Below are 14,997 nucleotides of genomic sequence, written 5' to 3'. Positions count from 1 at the left end.
ATGCAAGCAAAAGGGGCGATGCAAACTGCACCGCCCCTTCCGTTTTGAGAGCCCCCAGCTCTCGTCAGTTGCAAGCTCTCAATCAATGTGCGTGAGCATCACCTGCTCCGCGGGGAACACGGATTGAGTCTACCAGCTTGCGGATTTCAGCAGGCGGCGCTGCTGTCACTTTGGCCACCGCGATAGCGACGCCGAAGTTCAACAGCATACCGATCACGCCGATCCCTTCCGGCGAAATCCCGAACAACCAATTGTCCGCTACGTTCGCAGCCGGGTTCGCCAGCTTGAAGTAGAAGATATAGGTGAACGTGAAGACCAGACCTGTGACCATGCCGGCAATCGCGCCTTCCTTGTTCATGGACTTGCTAAAGATGCCCATGAAAATCGCCGGGAAGAGGCTTGCTGCGGCAAGACCGAAGGCGAAGGCCACCACCTGCGCCACCCATCCCGGAGGATAGATGCCGAGGTAACCTGCCACCACAATCGCTGCTGTTGCTGCCAATCGGGCTGCAAGCAGCTCGCCTTTCTCCGAAATATTGGGACGGAAGGTCGATTTGAGCAAATCATGGCTGACCGAGCTGGAGATCACCAGCAGCAATCCTGCTGCCGTGGACAGCGCTGCCGCCAAGCCGCCTGCAGCGACCAAAGCGATCACCCAGCCCGGCAGATTGCCGATTTCAGGGTTTGCTAGCACCATGATGTCGCGATCGACATAGACCTCGTTCTCGCTGTCTGCGACAGGCGCATTAGTGACAACACGTTCTCCCGATGGCCCATTGCCTTGTGCGAATTCAGGCGAACCTTCAAAGGCATTGCCAGACCGGTATTGCATCACACCGTCGCCATTCTTGTCCTGGAAAGCGATGAGATCATTGCTCTCCCAGTTCTTGAACCAGTCAGGTGCCTGGCTGTAGCTCGTCTCGTTCACGGTATCGATGAAGTTGATGCGAGCGAACGCGCCGACAGCCGGAGCAGTGGTGTAAAGCAGAGCAATGAAGACCAGCGCCCAGCCTGCAGATTTACGTGCATCCGATGCCTTGGGCACAGTGAAGAAGCGCACGATAACATGAGGCAGACCGGCGGTACCGACCATCAGAGCCATAGTGATGCAGAAAACATCGATCATGCTCTTGGAGCCAGCCGTGTATTCCCCGAACCCTAAATCCAGTAGGACCAGATTGAGCTTTTCAAGCACGTATAACCCGGACCCATCATTCACAGTCGACCCTAGCCCCAGTTGCGGGATTGGATTGCCGGTGATCATGAAGCTGAGGAAGAATGCTGGCACCATGTAAGCGAAGATCAGCACGCAATATTGTGCGACCTGCGTGTAAGTGATGCCCTTCATGCCGCCCATGACCGCATAGATGAACACGATGCCCATGCCGATGATGACGCCCATGGTAATAGGCACATCAAGGAAGCGGCTAAACACAATGCCCACACCGCGCATTTGACCAGCAATATAGGTGAAGCTGATGAAGATCAGGCAGATCACAGCGACAACGCGCGCAGCCTTGGAATAGTATCGCGTGCCGATAAAGTCGGGCACGGTAAATTGACCGAACTTGCGCAAATAGGGCGCTAGCAAAAGCGCGAGCATCACATACCCGCCGGTCCAGCCCATGAGATAGACAGATGCGTCATAACCAAGGAAGGCGATCAGGCCTGCCATGGAGATAAAGCTTGCCGCGCTCATCCAGTCAGCAGCGGTTGCCATACCATTGACGACAGGATTGACCCCGCCGCCTGCGACATAAAACTCTTTCGTTGAACCAGCGCGGCTCCAGATCGCAATGCCGATATAGAGCGCAAAGCTGATGCCGACGAAGATATAAATGAGAGTTTGCGTTTCCATTATACCCTCCCCCTCAATCGTCGAGATCGTATTTGCGTTCGATCTTCCGCATCTTGACGACGTAGTAGAAGATCAGAGCCATGAAGACGTAGATTGAGCCTTGCTGCGCGAACCAGAAGCCAAGCGGATAACCGCCAAGCATGAACTGATCCAAGAAGTCCCTGAACAGGATCCCAGCGCCAAAAGAGCAAACAAACCAAATCGTCATAAGCGTTACCAGCAATCGGATGTTCTCGCGCCAATAAGCGTCCTCCACTGCGCTGGTCTCGCCGGTTTCCGGGCTTGAGCTGCTGGATGAGGAAGACGACGTATCGCTTGTGTCCTCACTCGACATCTCGAAATCACCGGGATCGTCTGCTGAAACTGTCTCGTCCATGTCCATCCCCTTCCATTTCTTTGTTGAAGCACGGGAGAGCTTCCTCGCACTTTCCCATGCAGGGTAGGTCGCGGCGCGTGCAGGAACGAGAGAGACTTTAGTCTTAGGAGTATTGCAGCCCGGTCTGGCTCAGCATTTTTCGAAACGCTTGAGGCTTGCGTTAGCGCCAGAATGGGCAAGCTGTGCTTGAAACAGTTCAGCTGCTGCCAGCGCATCGGTCAAAGCATCATGCGCATCATATTCCGGCAGGCCGTAGCGCGCGCGGCAGGCGCCAAGACGATACACGCCCTCGCCAATAAGATTGGGATGCAATCGGCGCTCCAGCTCCAATGTGCAGATCGATCGGATGGGCAAGGTCTCGCCAAACAGTGTTTGGGTGATGCGCTGGAGCGCACTTCGTTCGATGCCCGCAGCATGTGCAACCAGGATACGACCACTCATTGCATTGAGAAGCTTAATGATGACTTCGCGCGGTCGCGAGCCTTCCGACGCGCGCTCTGTGCCTATTCCGTGCACGGTAACAGCCACTCGGTTGAGGTCAGCATAGCTGCGAATATCATGCACTTGTGCATCGGCCATGACGATACTGCGGCCTTGAAACGGGACCCAGCCCGCTTGCAGCAAATGCGCATCACGGGTCAGTCCGTCGAGCTCGAAATCGAGCGCAAGTAAGGGGGCCTCGTGCACTGGCAACGCAGGGTCGGGCCAATCGGCTTGAGCATATGCTGCAAGTGCTGGTTCGTGCGACTGCGCGAGCTTCTTCAATGCGCGTTCAAACCGCCAGCCAGCCAGCATGTCAGACCCGAACCATGTCAGGCGATGCCGCCGGCAAAATTGCGCCGCAGCGAGTCGAGCGCGCTGCGGATCACAGCGAAGGCGTCTTTCAGGTAATCCCGTTCGAGCGGAGAAAGATCATCGGGTGCGATGAGGTTGTCCGGCTCCTTACCCGCTTCAACCTGGCGCGCCTGATGCGCAATGCGCATCTCGTTCACGAGCAGCATCGCATCTTCAAGGCTTTGCGCATCATCGCTGTTCATGGCGCCTGTCGACGCAAGCGCCCGCAACCGATCTATCGTGCCCACCTCGGCGAGGCCCGCAGCCAGAGCATGCGTTCGCGCGATATCCACGATTGGCATGATCGCCTGACGTTTGGCATCGAACACCTTTTGGCCATCCTCTGCCCGGTCGAGCACGAGATTGCGAAAAATCCCGAGGGGTATTTTGCTGCGCAAGGCATCGCGCGCGAGGAAGCTGACGAACAGCGGGCTGTCTTTGAACAGGTCGACATGGTCCTGCCGGACCTGTTGTGACAGTGATGCGTCGCCGTGGACATGGCGCATGTCGAAGAAGATCGTTGCGCGCAGGATACGGTCCTCATTGGGCCGTTCGATCCACTTCGCATAGCGCTCCTGCCAGCCGCTCGCCGTGCGGCGCTGCTCGGCATTCTTCGCCATGATCCCGCCCTTGCAATAGGCGTAACCGCAGGCGTCGAGGATGTCGGAGATGCGCGTGCCAAGCCGCTCAAAATAGGCAAAGTCGGCTTCCGTCGCGCTGTCATGGATCACCAGACCGTTATCCTGATCGGATCCCACCAATTGCTCGCTCCTCGCAAGCGATCCGAACACGACCAGCGCGTAAGGCACAGGCGGCGCTCCAAGCTCTTCTTCAGCGAGCTCTGCCGCGCGGCGGTGCACGGCTTCGCCCAAGGCGGACGTGAACCGCATCGCATGGCTCGCTTGAACGCCTGAAGCGACCATCGCAGCGAAGCTCTCAGGCACTTGGCGTGCAGCCGCAATCAACTCGTCGTCGGTCTTTGACCGTGCGACTGCCATCCCTGCATCAATCGCATTGTTGCCTAGGAATGAAAGGATATCGGTTGCACTCAATATGCCTGCGAGGTTGCCGCCTGCGCCCAACAGCGGGATATGCCGGAAACCGCCCGAGGCCATCATCGCCATAGCTTCGGCAACACTCGCATCGCCAGACAAGGTGCGCGGATTGGCGGTCATGACTGTGCTGATCGGTTGATCGAGGGCTGTTTCTGCCGCCACAACCCTGCTGCGCAGATCCTTGTCGGTAAAGATACCAAGCAACCGCTCATCTTCGCAGACTGCCAGCGTGCTGACATTGCGTTCGCTCATCAGTTTTGCGGCTGCTCGAATGGTTGTCCCAGGCGCGCAGGAAACCGGCTTGCCGCGCGAGATGAGGTTCTCCAGCAGCGTCCGGTCAAGCTGGAGTGATTGCGCCTTGCGCTGCCGCTCAAGAGCATGGCGAATACGGCTATTTTCGTCTCGAGCGTAATACTCACGGAAGCGCGGCTCGCTTTCACGCAGGCGATGAAAGTGTTCGGCAGGTATAGAATAGAGAAGCGTATCCTCCAGCGCGATGGTCGTATTGCGCACTTCGCCCCCGCGCAGGAGCGAGGGATAGGCAAAACTTGCGCCGGTGCCGATCCGCGCGGTTAGCTCTTCGCCGGCGAGACGCAGCTCCACCGCGCCAGATCTGACAAGATACAGGCTTTCATTGTGAGACCCTGCTTCCAGCACAGTTTCGCCGCTGCGAAAGTAAGTCACGCTGATTGCGCGCGACAGCTTGGCCCGTTCTTCAGCAGGAAGCGTGTCGAAAGGCGATGTGCCTTCAAGAAACTGGACGATCTGAGCGATCTCGCTGGCCATGCGGCCAGTCTATACGCGAGTGGCCACGCGCGTCAGCCAATACTTTGGTCTGAATGAAGCTGAACCGCATGGAGCGGGTGGAATCGGAGCGCATAGCGCGAAGATGAACGAGCGAAGCGAGGACAACGGAACCGCAACCCGCGACGTCAGCGAAGCGAATGGAGCGGGTGAAGGGAATCGAACCCTCGTCGTCAGCTTGGGAAGCTGCTGCTCTACCATTGAGCTACACCCGCAAGTCACTGTTTCTTTAGGGATTACTACTCTGTCGAAACTCTTACCAAATATTTCGGAAACTCTTGGCAAACTCCAAAAAGTCCTCGCCTGAAGCGCTACTCTTAGAAGGAAAGCAAGTTTGCAAGCGCGAACTTGTGCTCAGTTGGTTCGTTCATCAACAGTTGAACAGGCCCAAATGTTTAGTCAGTAAGCGTCTTTCTGCTAGAAAATCTCGAAACATCAACTCTGGAAGACGATGGCCCAATTAGCCGATTCTATGCCACGGATTATTCCGTCGACTGCCGCGCTCCGAGATTGGGGTTCTGTTTGGCTTGGAACAGCAGGTTCACTCAAAAATGGCGAGCCTACAGAGAAAGAACCAAATCGTTTCGACAAGAAGCAGGGCATGGATTTTGGCAAAGTCTTCGACCGGGCATTTGGAGAAGCGCTTGCAACTATGCTTGGCGGCATCGACGTTGTTTCAATCACATCTGGGCAAGGGTTGCTTCCGCCTCAACCTAACTGCGTGGAAGTAGGGGACGCTCGCATAATCGGAGGAGTGCGCCCACAAAACTTTGATGCTGCCTATCGTCCTGACGGCCCAAGAGTTGTCTTGGACAGCAAAACGCTGAACGATGAGAAGAGTATTGGAAAGAACTGGCAGAACATGGTGAACGACCTGAGCACAGAGTCGACAACCATCCATACTCGTTTTCCGTATTGCGTGGTGGTCTTGATTATCGCGGTGCCACGTCCGGCATTGCTTGCGAAGCAAGAGAAGGACATCATTCGCACTCTTGAGCGGCTTGGCTCACGCAGCGATGTGCTCGATCAGGCACACCTCGCCGAAGCTATCGCTCTCGTTGTTTGGGATCCACACACAGGGGAGCTAGATCCTAATGTGCCTAACGATAATTCTCCCATTCGCCTCGAGAATGTCAGCAAACGAATATTCGACTCGTATAAGCAGCGATATCAAGGCTTACCGCCTCACGACGACTAGCTAACCACCAAAGAACGCGCTATCGCGTTCATATTATGTTCCAAACAAGGCTAGCACATGAACTTTGCGACCAATAAGGTTAGTCCCGACGAGCAAAAGCTTCGCGGCGGCTATTACACTCCCATCCCGCTAGCTCGTTACCTGTGTGAGTGGGCAATTCGCGATGGGGGTGAACGGGTTCTCGAACCCAGCGTCGGCGACGGAAACTTTTTGCTCGCATTGGACGCGGCTAACAACAGTCCTGACCCCCTTCGAGTTACAGCTATTGAGCTCGATGAATGCGAATTGGATAAGGCGAAACGCCGGACAGAAAATGCCGATGGCATCGAAGTTGCTTGGCGCCGCGGAGACTTCTTCGAAGAGTTTGGGAAGATCGATCGCAAGTTCGATGTCGTGTTGGGAAACCCACCATTTATCCGTTTTCAGTATTTCGATCCTGAAAGTCGCGAGACCGCTTTTGAGCACTTACGATCGTTCGGTTACAAGCCAACCAAACTTGCAAATGCGTGGGCTGCATTCGTGCAGCTATCCATTGAAGCTCTTCGCCCTGGTGGACGTTTGGCGATGGTCATTCCTGCTGAGCTCTTGCAGGTCAAGTATGCCGAAGAATTGCGCGACAGGCTCACTCAGATGTTCGAGCATGTCGTGCTCGTCACGTTTCAGAGGTTGGTTTTTGAAGGGATCCAACAGGAGGTTGTTTTGGTTCTGGCCGAGGGCAAGAGAGAAGAACCAAGCGATCATGCGCTAATACATACCATCGAGTTTGCAGACGCAGATGAGCTTTTTGGATTGCGGTCAATAACCGATGCAATCGCGCATGCGCCAGACAAGCATGCTAGGAGAGATGTCAAATGGACCGCACTGTTCCTAGATGAGCAGGCATTTGCAAATCTACAAAGCGCGCATCAGTCTAAAGGGGTCAAGCAGCTTGGCGAACTGGCGCGAGTAGAGGTTGGCATCGTAACAGGACGAAATAGCTTTTTCGTGCTAGAGAAAGAGCGCGCTGCCGCGATGCAATTGAATGGTCATTCCCAACAACTTGTCGGGCGCACCTCTTCACTTCGATCAATAACATTTCGATCATCAGATTTTGAAGCGCATAGCGACAAACATCCATCAGTGTTGCTCGACCTCAATGGTGTGGATAGCAATAAGATAAAAGGGCCGCTTGCGAGTTATATCCGGCTTGGGGAAGAGCAAGGAGTTCACGAAGGTTACAAGTGCAGCATCAGAAAACGATGGTTTGACGTTCCTTCAATATATAGGCCCGACGCATTTCTCTTCCGCCAGATTCATGATGCACCTCTGCTAGTTGCCAACGAAACACAAGCAACCTCAACAGACACAATTCACAGGGTACGCCTGAAGCAAGAATTATCTCCGAGACAACTAGCCGCATCGTTCTGCAACTCGCTGACTTTTGCTTGGGCAGAAGTTTGCGGCAGAAGCTATGGAGGCGGTGTTCTTGAGTTGGAACCGCGTGAAGCTGAGGAATTACCAATTCCGTTCGCAGCCCTCCTGCACGTTGATGCTGATAAGGTAGACAGCATTCTTCGTAGTGACGGTCTGATTGCAGCCCTCGACTATACCGACCCTATCCTTCTTGGTGATGGACTCGGACTAAGTGTGGAAGAAATCCTGTCGATTCGCGGATGCTGGATTCAACTGCGGGATCGGAGGAAGAATAGACGCCATGCTCCGAAGAGGGCTGAATCGAAGCCGAAACCGAAGCCGCAAAAGACCTCACTCGCTGCCACGGCATAGTGGACTATGGCACGAGTCTCTTATCCGTTTCTACAGCAGGCCACACACACCAGAGTTTGGCAGCCTAGATTGCTCTCGATCACTGCAGCGTCCTGCACACCGCCAACCCAAGTATAGTTTCGCGGTCGGTGGGCCAACTGACCTCTGACGCGCCAGTGCGCGGAACAAGAACATCGAAAAATGCGCGGCGGTTAGCGCGGTCGGCTTGGGCTTGAACCCAGCCCATAAGGGCTAGGACAGGGCCACGCGGAGCGCTCAGACCATCGGCAATCTTCATGACCTCTCCTGGCGTTATGCGGTGCGGTAGGTTTAGCTGCGCGGCGGCACAGGCAGCGGCAGCAGCGCGAGTTTCCGGCGACAGCTCGCCCATAGCGGCAGCTAGGAAGTCTTTGTCCTTCATCGCGCCACCTCCATCAGCTTAGCAATCTGGGCGGGCTTAGCTTCGTCCCATTCGCCCAGCTTCTTAGTTAGATCAGCGAGCGCCCGCGTCCCTGCCCGTTCGACAGCGCTTAGCGCCAGTTCGGCTTCCTTGCGTTGTGCTGCCTGCTCCGATGCATGAGCGAGAACGGCTGCTTCGCGCACTTGCTCGTATTGGCGCGCATCAAGCCCACAGAGGGCCGCAGGGCCGGACAGGATAGCACCTGCCATCCTTGGGTCTGATCGGGCGAGCGTAGCGGCGCGCTTAGGGTCTTCGCGTACCATGGCCCTAATTTCGGTAGCCATCTGCGGTGTCATGGTTGGCTGCGTCCGCTCTTTAATCTGGCCATCTATGTGGCCGATCTGTGCGCGGATGCGTTCTGCTGCACTGTCAGCGGCTTTGAGGCCTTTCTTAAGCGCGGCATCGCCCACGCGGGTTAGCTCCTTTAGATCCACCTCAGGGTCGCGCGCTGCGTCGCGGATCAAGGTCCATGTCTGGTGAATGGCCTCTGTAGCGGTGCGGGCGGCATCGGCACTTGGCCCATCGCCGCGCACATTGAGCAGATCAACGGGCGGATCGGGTACGCGACGCGTCTTCATCCTCAACTGCATCGCGGGGTCGGGATAAGGTTGTCTTACACGCGGGCGGTTTTTGAGAGCATCATCTAGCATTAGTTTAGTCCAATAGTTGTCCCGGAGGTCGCACGACGAGGCCGGAAGTGGTTGATGAGGTAGGCGGCGGAGTCCAACGGGTGGTCGGGACAGCTTGAGACGTCCGCCACATCGTCGGGCGAACGTTCATCGCGCACAGCATTGCTCAGTGCGTGGATGAGGAAGGTGCAGCGGTCGGAAACATAGAGATGCGGGCGCACTTGGGAGCGTTCTACGGCAGCTTGCAACATGCTGCCCATCACTGCCCAGCGTTCGGCGCGGCGGCCCTTATTGGGCAGAGTCACATTCCAAAAGCCGCCCGTTTCCTGAATCATGGTGAGTACGTCGTCGCCTTGCAGTCCGCGCGCATTATCAACGACTGCATCGGGCCGACGCACAGCCCAGCTAGCGCACATGCCAGCTACACGCTCGCCCAAGCGATCCGGCGACCACTCGGAGGACTTGTTCAAATCTTCGTCCACGCCCGGTGAGCCGATCAGGTCTGTCACTTCATCTAGAATGATGACGGAGTCTCGCGGCATTGCGATGCCGTTGACATTGCCATCGCGGCGCAAGCGAAGCCCAAGGTGACCAACGCTGGGCGAGGATAGCCCCCAGTCTATGCCGACGTGCGGGATAAACAGGTCCGTCGTATCAAGGCCGCGCGGTTCAACGGAGAGCACATGCGTGTCAGCCGAGAACATGGGCCACATAAGCCCCTCGCCCTGTGCCCAATCGCCAAACAGCCATTGCTGCAGCTTGACCGGATCGCCGTGGCAAGCCTCGCGCAGCTTACGGATGTAAGCCTGCTGGTCGATAAAAGGATTATCAGCAGGGCCAGAGCGGATCGTTATCCAGCGCTCATCGTCTCCGATGGTGTAAGGCTCATGGTCGAGCCTGTCCTTAACGTGCTGCTGGAAGATACGCCCATGTAAGGGACCACCGGGATTGCCCAGATATACAACGCGAGTGGGGACGCCTTGAGGCGCGCGCAGGTTTGATCGCAGCAGGCGCAGCACCCGTTCGGTGGGATACTGCGTTACCTCTTCAATCACGATCAGGCTGAAGTTCTTACCCTGTAATTTGTCGTAGTCGCTGGCACGCTCGATGGCAGCGAGCGTAGCCTTAGCCCCACCTTCTGCGCGCAATATCTTCTCGGCGCGGTTGTAGTTGTGACCAGCGGGAAAAAGTTGTGCCGCAGCGGACAGTAGCTCGTCCTCAAAGTCAGATAGCGCGCGCAAGGTGCGCCTTACGATCAAGGCGCTCGCATCGGCTCCATGCTCCTGCATGTGGCGGACAACCAGCGCGACCGCAGCGGTTGACTTACCGCCACCCCGTGCGCCGAGCAGCGCGAGGTTGCATGTTTCTGGCGTCTCAAGGACAGCCGCCTGAAAGGGGGATAGGCGCTCAAGCATCGGCGGCGATCCTCCTGCGGTATTCATCCATGTCCTTGGCGGATGGGAAGGAGATCGTGCGGTGGTCGTTATTGATTACCGTGAGGTGTTGCGGGGTCTTTGTGCCTTCGTAGCCGCGCCGCGATTTAAGCAAGAAGATGGCGGCAGTGGTCCCGCCCGGATGCTCGAGGTTGCGCGCCCGGAGCATCAGAAGGTCAACCAGCTCGTCTTCCATGCCGGAGTAACCGCGCTCTATGGCTTCTTCGACCTCGGGCTGGCGCTTGCGTATCTCGTTTAGCGTGGTGCGGCTCATGCGTAGGCGCTTGGCAATGGTAGCCAGAGCCATGCCTTCGCGTGCCATCCGTTCGATGATCGACACACCCTCGCGCCCTATGCGCCGGGAATTGCCGTCTTCATTACGGATCACAATGTCGCCCATAACACCTCCAAGAGAAATGGGGCGCGGCTCACCGTCGCCACACAGCCGCGCCCCGTCCCAGCAAAGCGTACCGGAAGTGCCCGCCAGGATAAGAAAAGTTGCTGCGAACTTTCGGGTCGAGCTTGGCAATACGTAAGCTGCTGTTTGGCAATGCCTTTCGGATTTAGGATCGAAGCTTGTTAGGCTGCGGCCCTTTTTGTCGCCCGGATCGTTCGCTTTCCGTGAGCTTACCGCGCCCAGCGCAGGGCGAAATGACTGTAATTGCAATTGATCAATCCAGCCCACGAGGACTGCGGGGACTACCAGCACAGGCCAGCTTAACCGACCAGCAGCGCAGCAATTTATACTCCTCTTAGTCCTCGTAGTCAGCGAACCCCGACCAAACAGATCAGTTTGGATGGTAGGACTAAAACTGGCAGTCCTCCTCCCCACTCCAACTGGGCCACAATTCTGGGCCGCCGCCATCAGAACGGCACCTCATCAGTGAAGCTATCGTACCGTAGCCATTGATCGCCGCCCTCGGGCCAGGCGGTGCCCGGGAAAAGCGCTTCGCGCGCCTCTGCGAGGCTCGCTGGTGGTTGCCAACCCGGTCGCCGCGTCTTTTTCCAACCTGACTTTCGTAGTCGGTGGGAAAGCAACATCGGTACGTTCTGCTTCTCTCCTTCTTTAACTGCCTCGGAAACAAACCATGACGTGGGAATTTCGCTGGGTGCATTTCCTTCCCAAAGAAGATTGAAAAGCACCTTGTTAAGGCCCTTCAGGGAGTTGATCTTCTGTTCGGCCAAGGCGGAAGTGACCACCCGGTCCTTTTCCGGATGCCAATCGGAAAGGTCTTCTGCCAGCGCGGCGGCAAGCAAATGGCTTGCACCTTCGCCTTCAAGCCAACCGAACAATGCGCCGAAATACTCGCTGTCTCGTTTGCGCTCATTGCTGATGTCCGCAACAACAAACCTGCGAGCACCAAGTCCAGCCGGGATTGCCCAATCGTGATTGGTGCTCATGAACATCGCGACGTGGCTGCGTTCCTGCCGGACGTCGATGCCCTTGGCCTCAATGGACATGGTTTCTTCCGTGATGAGGGTTTTCAAGACTCCCTCGCCATCGCCGCCAGTAAAGTCTGCCTCATCGGCAAACAGAAGGCAGATATGCCGGAGGTGGGCATTGAAGTTGCCAGTAACATGGCGTCGCTGGGTCAGTTGCATGGCGTGCTCACCGAAAAGCCGTACCAACGCCTGACCGATAAACCCTTTGCCGACACCTTCTTCGCCGCGAAGCACGAGCGCGACCTTTGGTTTGTCGGCTGGATTTTGGACCACCCAGCATAGCCACTTCCACACATACTCACGCGCTGCGGGCTCAACCAACTCTAGGTGCTGCTTGAAAGGTGTTATGTCGCCCTTCTCCGGGACGACACCGTAGCCTTGCCACAGGTTGTATGCTCGTTCCTTGTGTCCCTCTACATTGGCATCCAGCACAAAACCGTCAGGATAGAAGCGGCGTTCTCGCCAAACTTTCCAATGCTTAAAGGCAGGCTCGTTCCTAAATCCTGTGTTGTTTGGAATCTGAACGGTGTTTGGCGCGAGGGTGAAGGTCATCGCCTGATCATTCATCCCTTGAAGCGGGAAACGATCTTCAAAGTAGCGAAGATGACCGCCAATAATCGCGGCGAAGTAGCGCTCGTTGATCGCTTGCAAAACGTCATTGATATCCATGCTGCGCCTCCATCCTTGCGATGGTTCGCGTGACGCAGCGCTCCGGATCTTTCTGATCGAGCACATGCCCGGAAACAGGAAAATCAGGATTTAGCAGGCACCAACGGATCAGCTCCGGAATTACACCATCCCGGACGCACGCACCGACAAACGCCCAAACATGCTCACTGCGACTGGTGAAGGGCTGCCCGTTACTATCCCGGGGGTCGCGTAACATCCGAAACGCCCACGGAGGCAGCGCTTCATTGAGAAATAGTGCGTCAGTCCGCCCGACCCATTCTCCCACGGCTCTTATTTCAATCTCTAGAGATTTCGGCACAGCCAGCCGACCCATTTCGCTTAACGCCGTCAATCCAGATCGAGCCCTGAGCAGCGTTGCCGGGACAGGAAGGCGACCGCTCTGCCGCTTCTTCTTGTTGGGAAGATTCGTTGTGAATGGCAGCCGCATTATGCGGTCAATGTTGTGGCAGTGATCGCCGCCCAGCTCGCTCGCGAGCCAGCGGTTGATTGCCTCTACATCGTCAAGGTCACTTGTAGGAGCGATACGCCAAAAGGCTTGATATCCGCCCCCGCTATCGATGATGATTTGCGGTTGTGGCTGAAACTCGCGCAGAGCCGACCATGCAGCTTCCTTGTCACCATCAATGTCAACGTGGAGCCATTCCGCCCGCACTATGTCCGCCTTTGTGGCCTTCTTGTGCAGGATAGCATCGCCTGAGCTGTTGACCTGAAAATAGAGGTTGCGATAGCCGTCATGCGCCGCGATCCATTCTTGCATGGTGTCAAACTGGTCGCGGCGAAACGTGCAGGTACTAATCCGCCCATCGGGCACGATCGCGGACAACACCCGCGGTCCATTCGGCCGAATAATCCGCATGAACGCCGCTGCATCGTTTACTTGCACGTCAGCCGAAGTATCGTTGGTTTGGTTCTCTGTGTCCTCGCGCTTCACGGCGCGGGGGCTTTTTGATTTTGTCATTGTCCGCGCCTCCGTGCACCCATGAACTCGTCGAGATCGGCTCGGCGGTATCGGACGGCTCGGTCCATCTTTGTGTATGGAGGGCCTTCGCCTCGGTGACGCCAAGCCTCTAAGAGTTTAGCGGAGAGACCAAGATATTTTGCCGCGTCTGATGGCGACAAGTAGTTGGGCGCGACTGGCTCGAGCGCACATAGGTAGGCATCAACGGCATCGCGGACCGTCTTCTGTAACACTGCATCTATAGACATGAGTCATCTCTTCGTGACCGACTTGCCGGCGGGTCATTCGGAGACGGGGAAGCTGCCACATGCAGCGGGGCTATCCCGCTTGCCCCTGCCAAAGGGCGTTGCGCTTCTAGTGTCTGCCCGTTGGCAGACCTATCCCCACAGTGGTAACACGGGGACCATCATTGGCATCTAAGGGCAAGATAACCCTAGCAATCCAACATAACAAGGGGGAAGATGTAGCCGCTGATCCGCTGCTGATGATCCCGGCACATTTCAACGTCCGGCTCGGCCACATAACCGTCCGTCACATCCATTCGAGGCACAGAGTGATTTACTAGTAGCTTCCGCTGGTAGGTCGGAACGCCCAAATCTACCGCCAATGCCATGTACTCAGCCCGAAGGTGGTGTGCATTGGGCAAGACGCGATTAAGCTGCGCAAGGTGGCCCGCTCCAGCACGGAAAGATGGAAATGCCCATTCATTGATGCGCGGCAGGCCTTCCAACAGATCGGCAGTCTGCGTCGAAAGCGGCAAAGTGAATGCTCGCTTCTCGCCGCCTTTGGGATTGGGACGATGCATCGTGCGTTTGTCAAAGTCGATATCGGACCAGCGCACGGAGAAGCAATCGGCTTTCCGCAGCCCAGTGGTCAACATCGTTATCGCAGCCCCACGCTGCACTACGTTAACTTCTTCCAATCGTAGAGCGCCTAAGTCCAAGCGAGGATAATCCCGGCGGCGACTGCCATGCCATTCCACCGCGATGGTAGGGTTGGTTGGAAGGTCCACCTTCTTTAGCGCCGTGTTGTAGATCGCACGCAGATGACGCATCACGCGGTCGGCAGTCATGTCGCCAGCGGTAACCGTCAATCGGTCGTGCCGAGCCTCGCAATCGCCACGCGTGATCTCGGCCAGAGGGCGACCGAGCCAAGAGCCAAGGTACTTGCGCACCTCGCCTTCGGTCAGCGGCATGGAGCTATTGCCGCGCCTAATCATACGCTTCAAATGAGCCGCAAGCGCCTGCTCAAGGGTGATGGTTGCACCCTGTTCGGGCTGGGTAAGGATAGTGTCGCGAGCGCGCCTGCGAGCCTCAGCGCAGGTCATCAAGGGAAAGCGCCCAAGCGTCCATCGCTTGCGCCCTGATTTCTGCACCACCCAACTCTTTGTCCCCGTCTCGCGAGTTATGAGTCCCAAACCTTTGATCTCTGTGTCCCAGATTGCGCCCGGTCCCGCCGCATCGGCGACGGACTGTGTAAGTTTCTCAACTGGCATTCGAATACTCCCTAGCAACTA

14 protein-coding genes and 1 tRNA gene are annotated in these 14,997 nt (G+C 56.6%); 2 read left to right on the top strand and 13 right to left on the bottom strand.

Annotation, left to right across the window (positions count from 1 at the left end; translation table 11 throughout):
- Nucleotides 1-82: 82 nt before the first annotated feature.
- The 5 genes from HUO12_RS13465 to HUO12_RS13445 all read right to left on the bottom strand — a co-directional run bounded on the left by HUO12_RS13465 (nucleotide 83) and on the right by HUO12_RS13445 (nucleotide 5,142).
- Nucleotides 83-1,858, bottom strand: coding sequence for a sodium:solute symporter family protein (locus HUO12_RS13465; RefSeq protein WP_176274080.1), 1,776 nt, complete (start codon nucleotides 1,856-1,858; stop codon nucleotides 83-85).
- A 13-nt stretch (nucleotides 1,859-1,871) separates the two neighbouring features.
- Nucleotides 1,872-2,234 carry a DUF4212 domain-containing protein gene (locus HUO12_RS13460; protein WP_176274079.1) on the bottom strand — a complete coding sequence of 121 codons (363 nt, stop codon included), beginning with the start codon at nucleotides 2,232-2,234 and terminating at the stop codon, nucleotides 1,872-1,874.
- A gap of 129 nt (nucleotides 2,235-2,363) precedes the next feature.
- A complete protein-coding gene (locus tag HUO12_RS13455) occupies nucleotides 2,364-3,029 on the bottom strand; it encodes an exonuclease domain-containing protein (protein WP_176274078.1) in 666 nt (221 codons plus the stop codon).
- 17 nt (nucleotides 3,030-3,046) lie between these two features.
- A complete protein-coding gene (locus HUO12_RS13450) occupies nucleotides 3,047-4,909 on the bottom strand; it encodes a DUF294 nucleotidyltransferase-like domain-containing protein (protein WP_176274077.1) in 1,863 nt (620 codons plus the stop codon).
- 159 nt (nucleotides 4,910-5,068) lie between these two features.
- Nucleotides 5,069-5,142, bottom strand: a tRNA-Gly gene (locus tag HUO12_RS13445).
- A 236-nt stretch (nucleotides 5,143-5,378) separates the two neighbouring features.
- Here HUO12_RS13445 and HUO12_RS13440 point away from each other — a divergent pair.
- Entirely contained in the window at nucleotides 5,379-6,125 is a 747-nt protein-coding gene (locus tag HUO12_RS13440) for a hypothetical protein (RefSeq protein WP_217905200.1), read from the top strand.
- A 57-nt stretch (nucleotides 6,126-6,182) separates the two neighbouring features.
- Nucleotides 6,183-7,889, top strand: coding sequence for an N-6 DNA methylase (locus tag HUO12_RS13435; RefSeq protein WP_176274076.1), 1,707 nt, complete (start codon nucleotides 6,183-6,185; stop codon nucleotides 7,887-7,889).
- 79 nt (nucleotides 7,890-7,968) lie between these two features.
- Here the strand turns inward: HUO12_RS13435 and HUO12_RS13430 are convergent, their stop codons facing one another.
- The 8 genes from HUO12_RS13430 to HUO12_RS13395 form a co-directional block, all read right to left on the bottom strand.
- On the bottom strand, nucleotides 7,969-8,289 hold the full coding sequence (locus HUO12_RS13430) for a hypothetical protein (RefSeq protein ID WP_176274075.1): 321 nt from the start codon (nucleotides 8,287-8,289) through the stop codon (nucleotides 7,969-7,971).
- Nucleotides 8,286-8,906, bottom strand: a complete 621-nt coding sequence (locus HUO12_RS13425; RefSeq protein WP_176274074.1) for a hypothetical protein — start codon at nucleotides 8,904-8,906, stop codon at nucleotides 8,286-8,288. Before HUO12_RS13425 ends, HUO12_RS13430 begins: the two co-directional genes overlap by 4 nt.
- A gap of 71 nt (nucleotides 8,907-8,977) precedes the next feature.
- Nucleotides 8,978-10,399, bottom strand: coding sequence for a phage terminase large subunit (locus tag HUO12_RS13420; protein ID WP_176274073.1), 1,422 nt, complete (start codon nucleotides 10,397-10,399; stop codon nucleotides 8,978-8,980).
- Nucleotides 10,365-11,075: a hypothetical protein gene (locus HUO12_RS13415; RefSeq protein ID WP_176274072.1), complete on the bottom strand. Its 711-nt coding sequence runs from the start codon at nucleotides 11,073-11,075 to the stop codon at nucleotides 10,365-10,367. Before HUO12_RS13415 ends, HUO12_RS13420 begins: the two co-directional genes overlap by 35 nt.
- 179 nt (nucleotides 11,076-11,254) lie before the next feature.
- Nucleotides 11,255-12,502 carry a primase-helicase family protein gene (locus tag HUO12_RS13410; protein WP_176274071.1) on the bottom strand — a complete coding sequence of 416 codons (1,248 nt, stop codon included), beginning with the start codon at nucleotides 12,500-12,502 and terminating at the stop codon, nucleotides 11,255-11,257.
- Complete coding sequence (locus tag HUO12_RS13405; RefSeq protein WP_176274070.1) at nucleotides 12,489-13,481, bottom strand: DNA-primase RepB domain-containing protein; 993 nt, start codon at nucleotides 13,479-13,481, stop codon at nucleotides 12,489-12,491. Before HUO12_RS13405 ends, HUO12_RS13410 begins: the two co-directional genes overlap by 14 nt.
- On the bottom strand, nucleotides 13,478-13,729 hold the full coding sequence (locus HUO12_RS14710) for a helix-turn-helix domain-containing protein (RefSeq protein ID WP_176274069.1): 252 nt from the start codon (nucleotides 13,727-13,729) through the stop codon (nucleotides 13,478-13,480). The genes HUO12_RS13405 and HUO12_RS14710 overlap by 4 nt, the downstream gene beginning before the upstream one ends.
- Before the next feature lie 185 nt (nucleotides 13,730-13,914).
- The gene (locus tag HUO12_RS13395; RefSeq protein ID WP_176274068.1) at nucleotides 13,915-14,976 is read right to left on the bottom strand and encodes a tyrosine-type recombinase/integrase; all 1,062 of its coding nucleotides are present in this window, start codon (nucleotides 14,974-14,976) and stop codon (nucleotides 13,915-13,917) included.
- Nucleotides 14,977-14,997: the final 21 nt, after the last annotated feature.

The sequence above is a fragment of the Altererythrobacter lutimaris genome, assembly GCF_013371495.1.
GTDB lineage: Bacteria > Pseudomonadota > Alphaproteobacteria > Sphingomonadales > Sphingomonadaceae > Erythrobacter > Erythrobacter lutimaris_A.
Note: the sequence above shows the minus strand (reverse complement) of the source record. Positions and strands in the feature narration are given on the sequence as shown.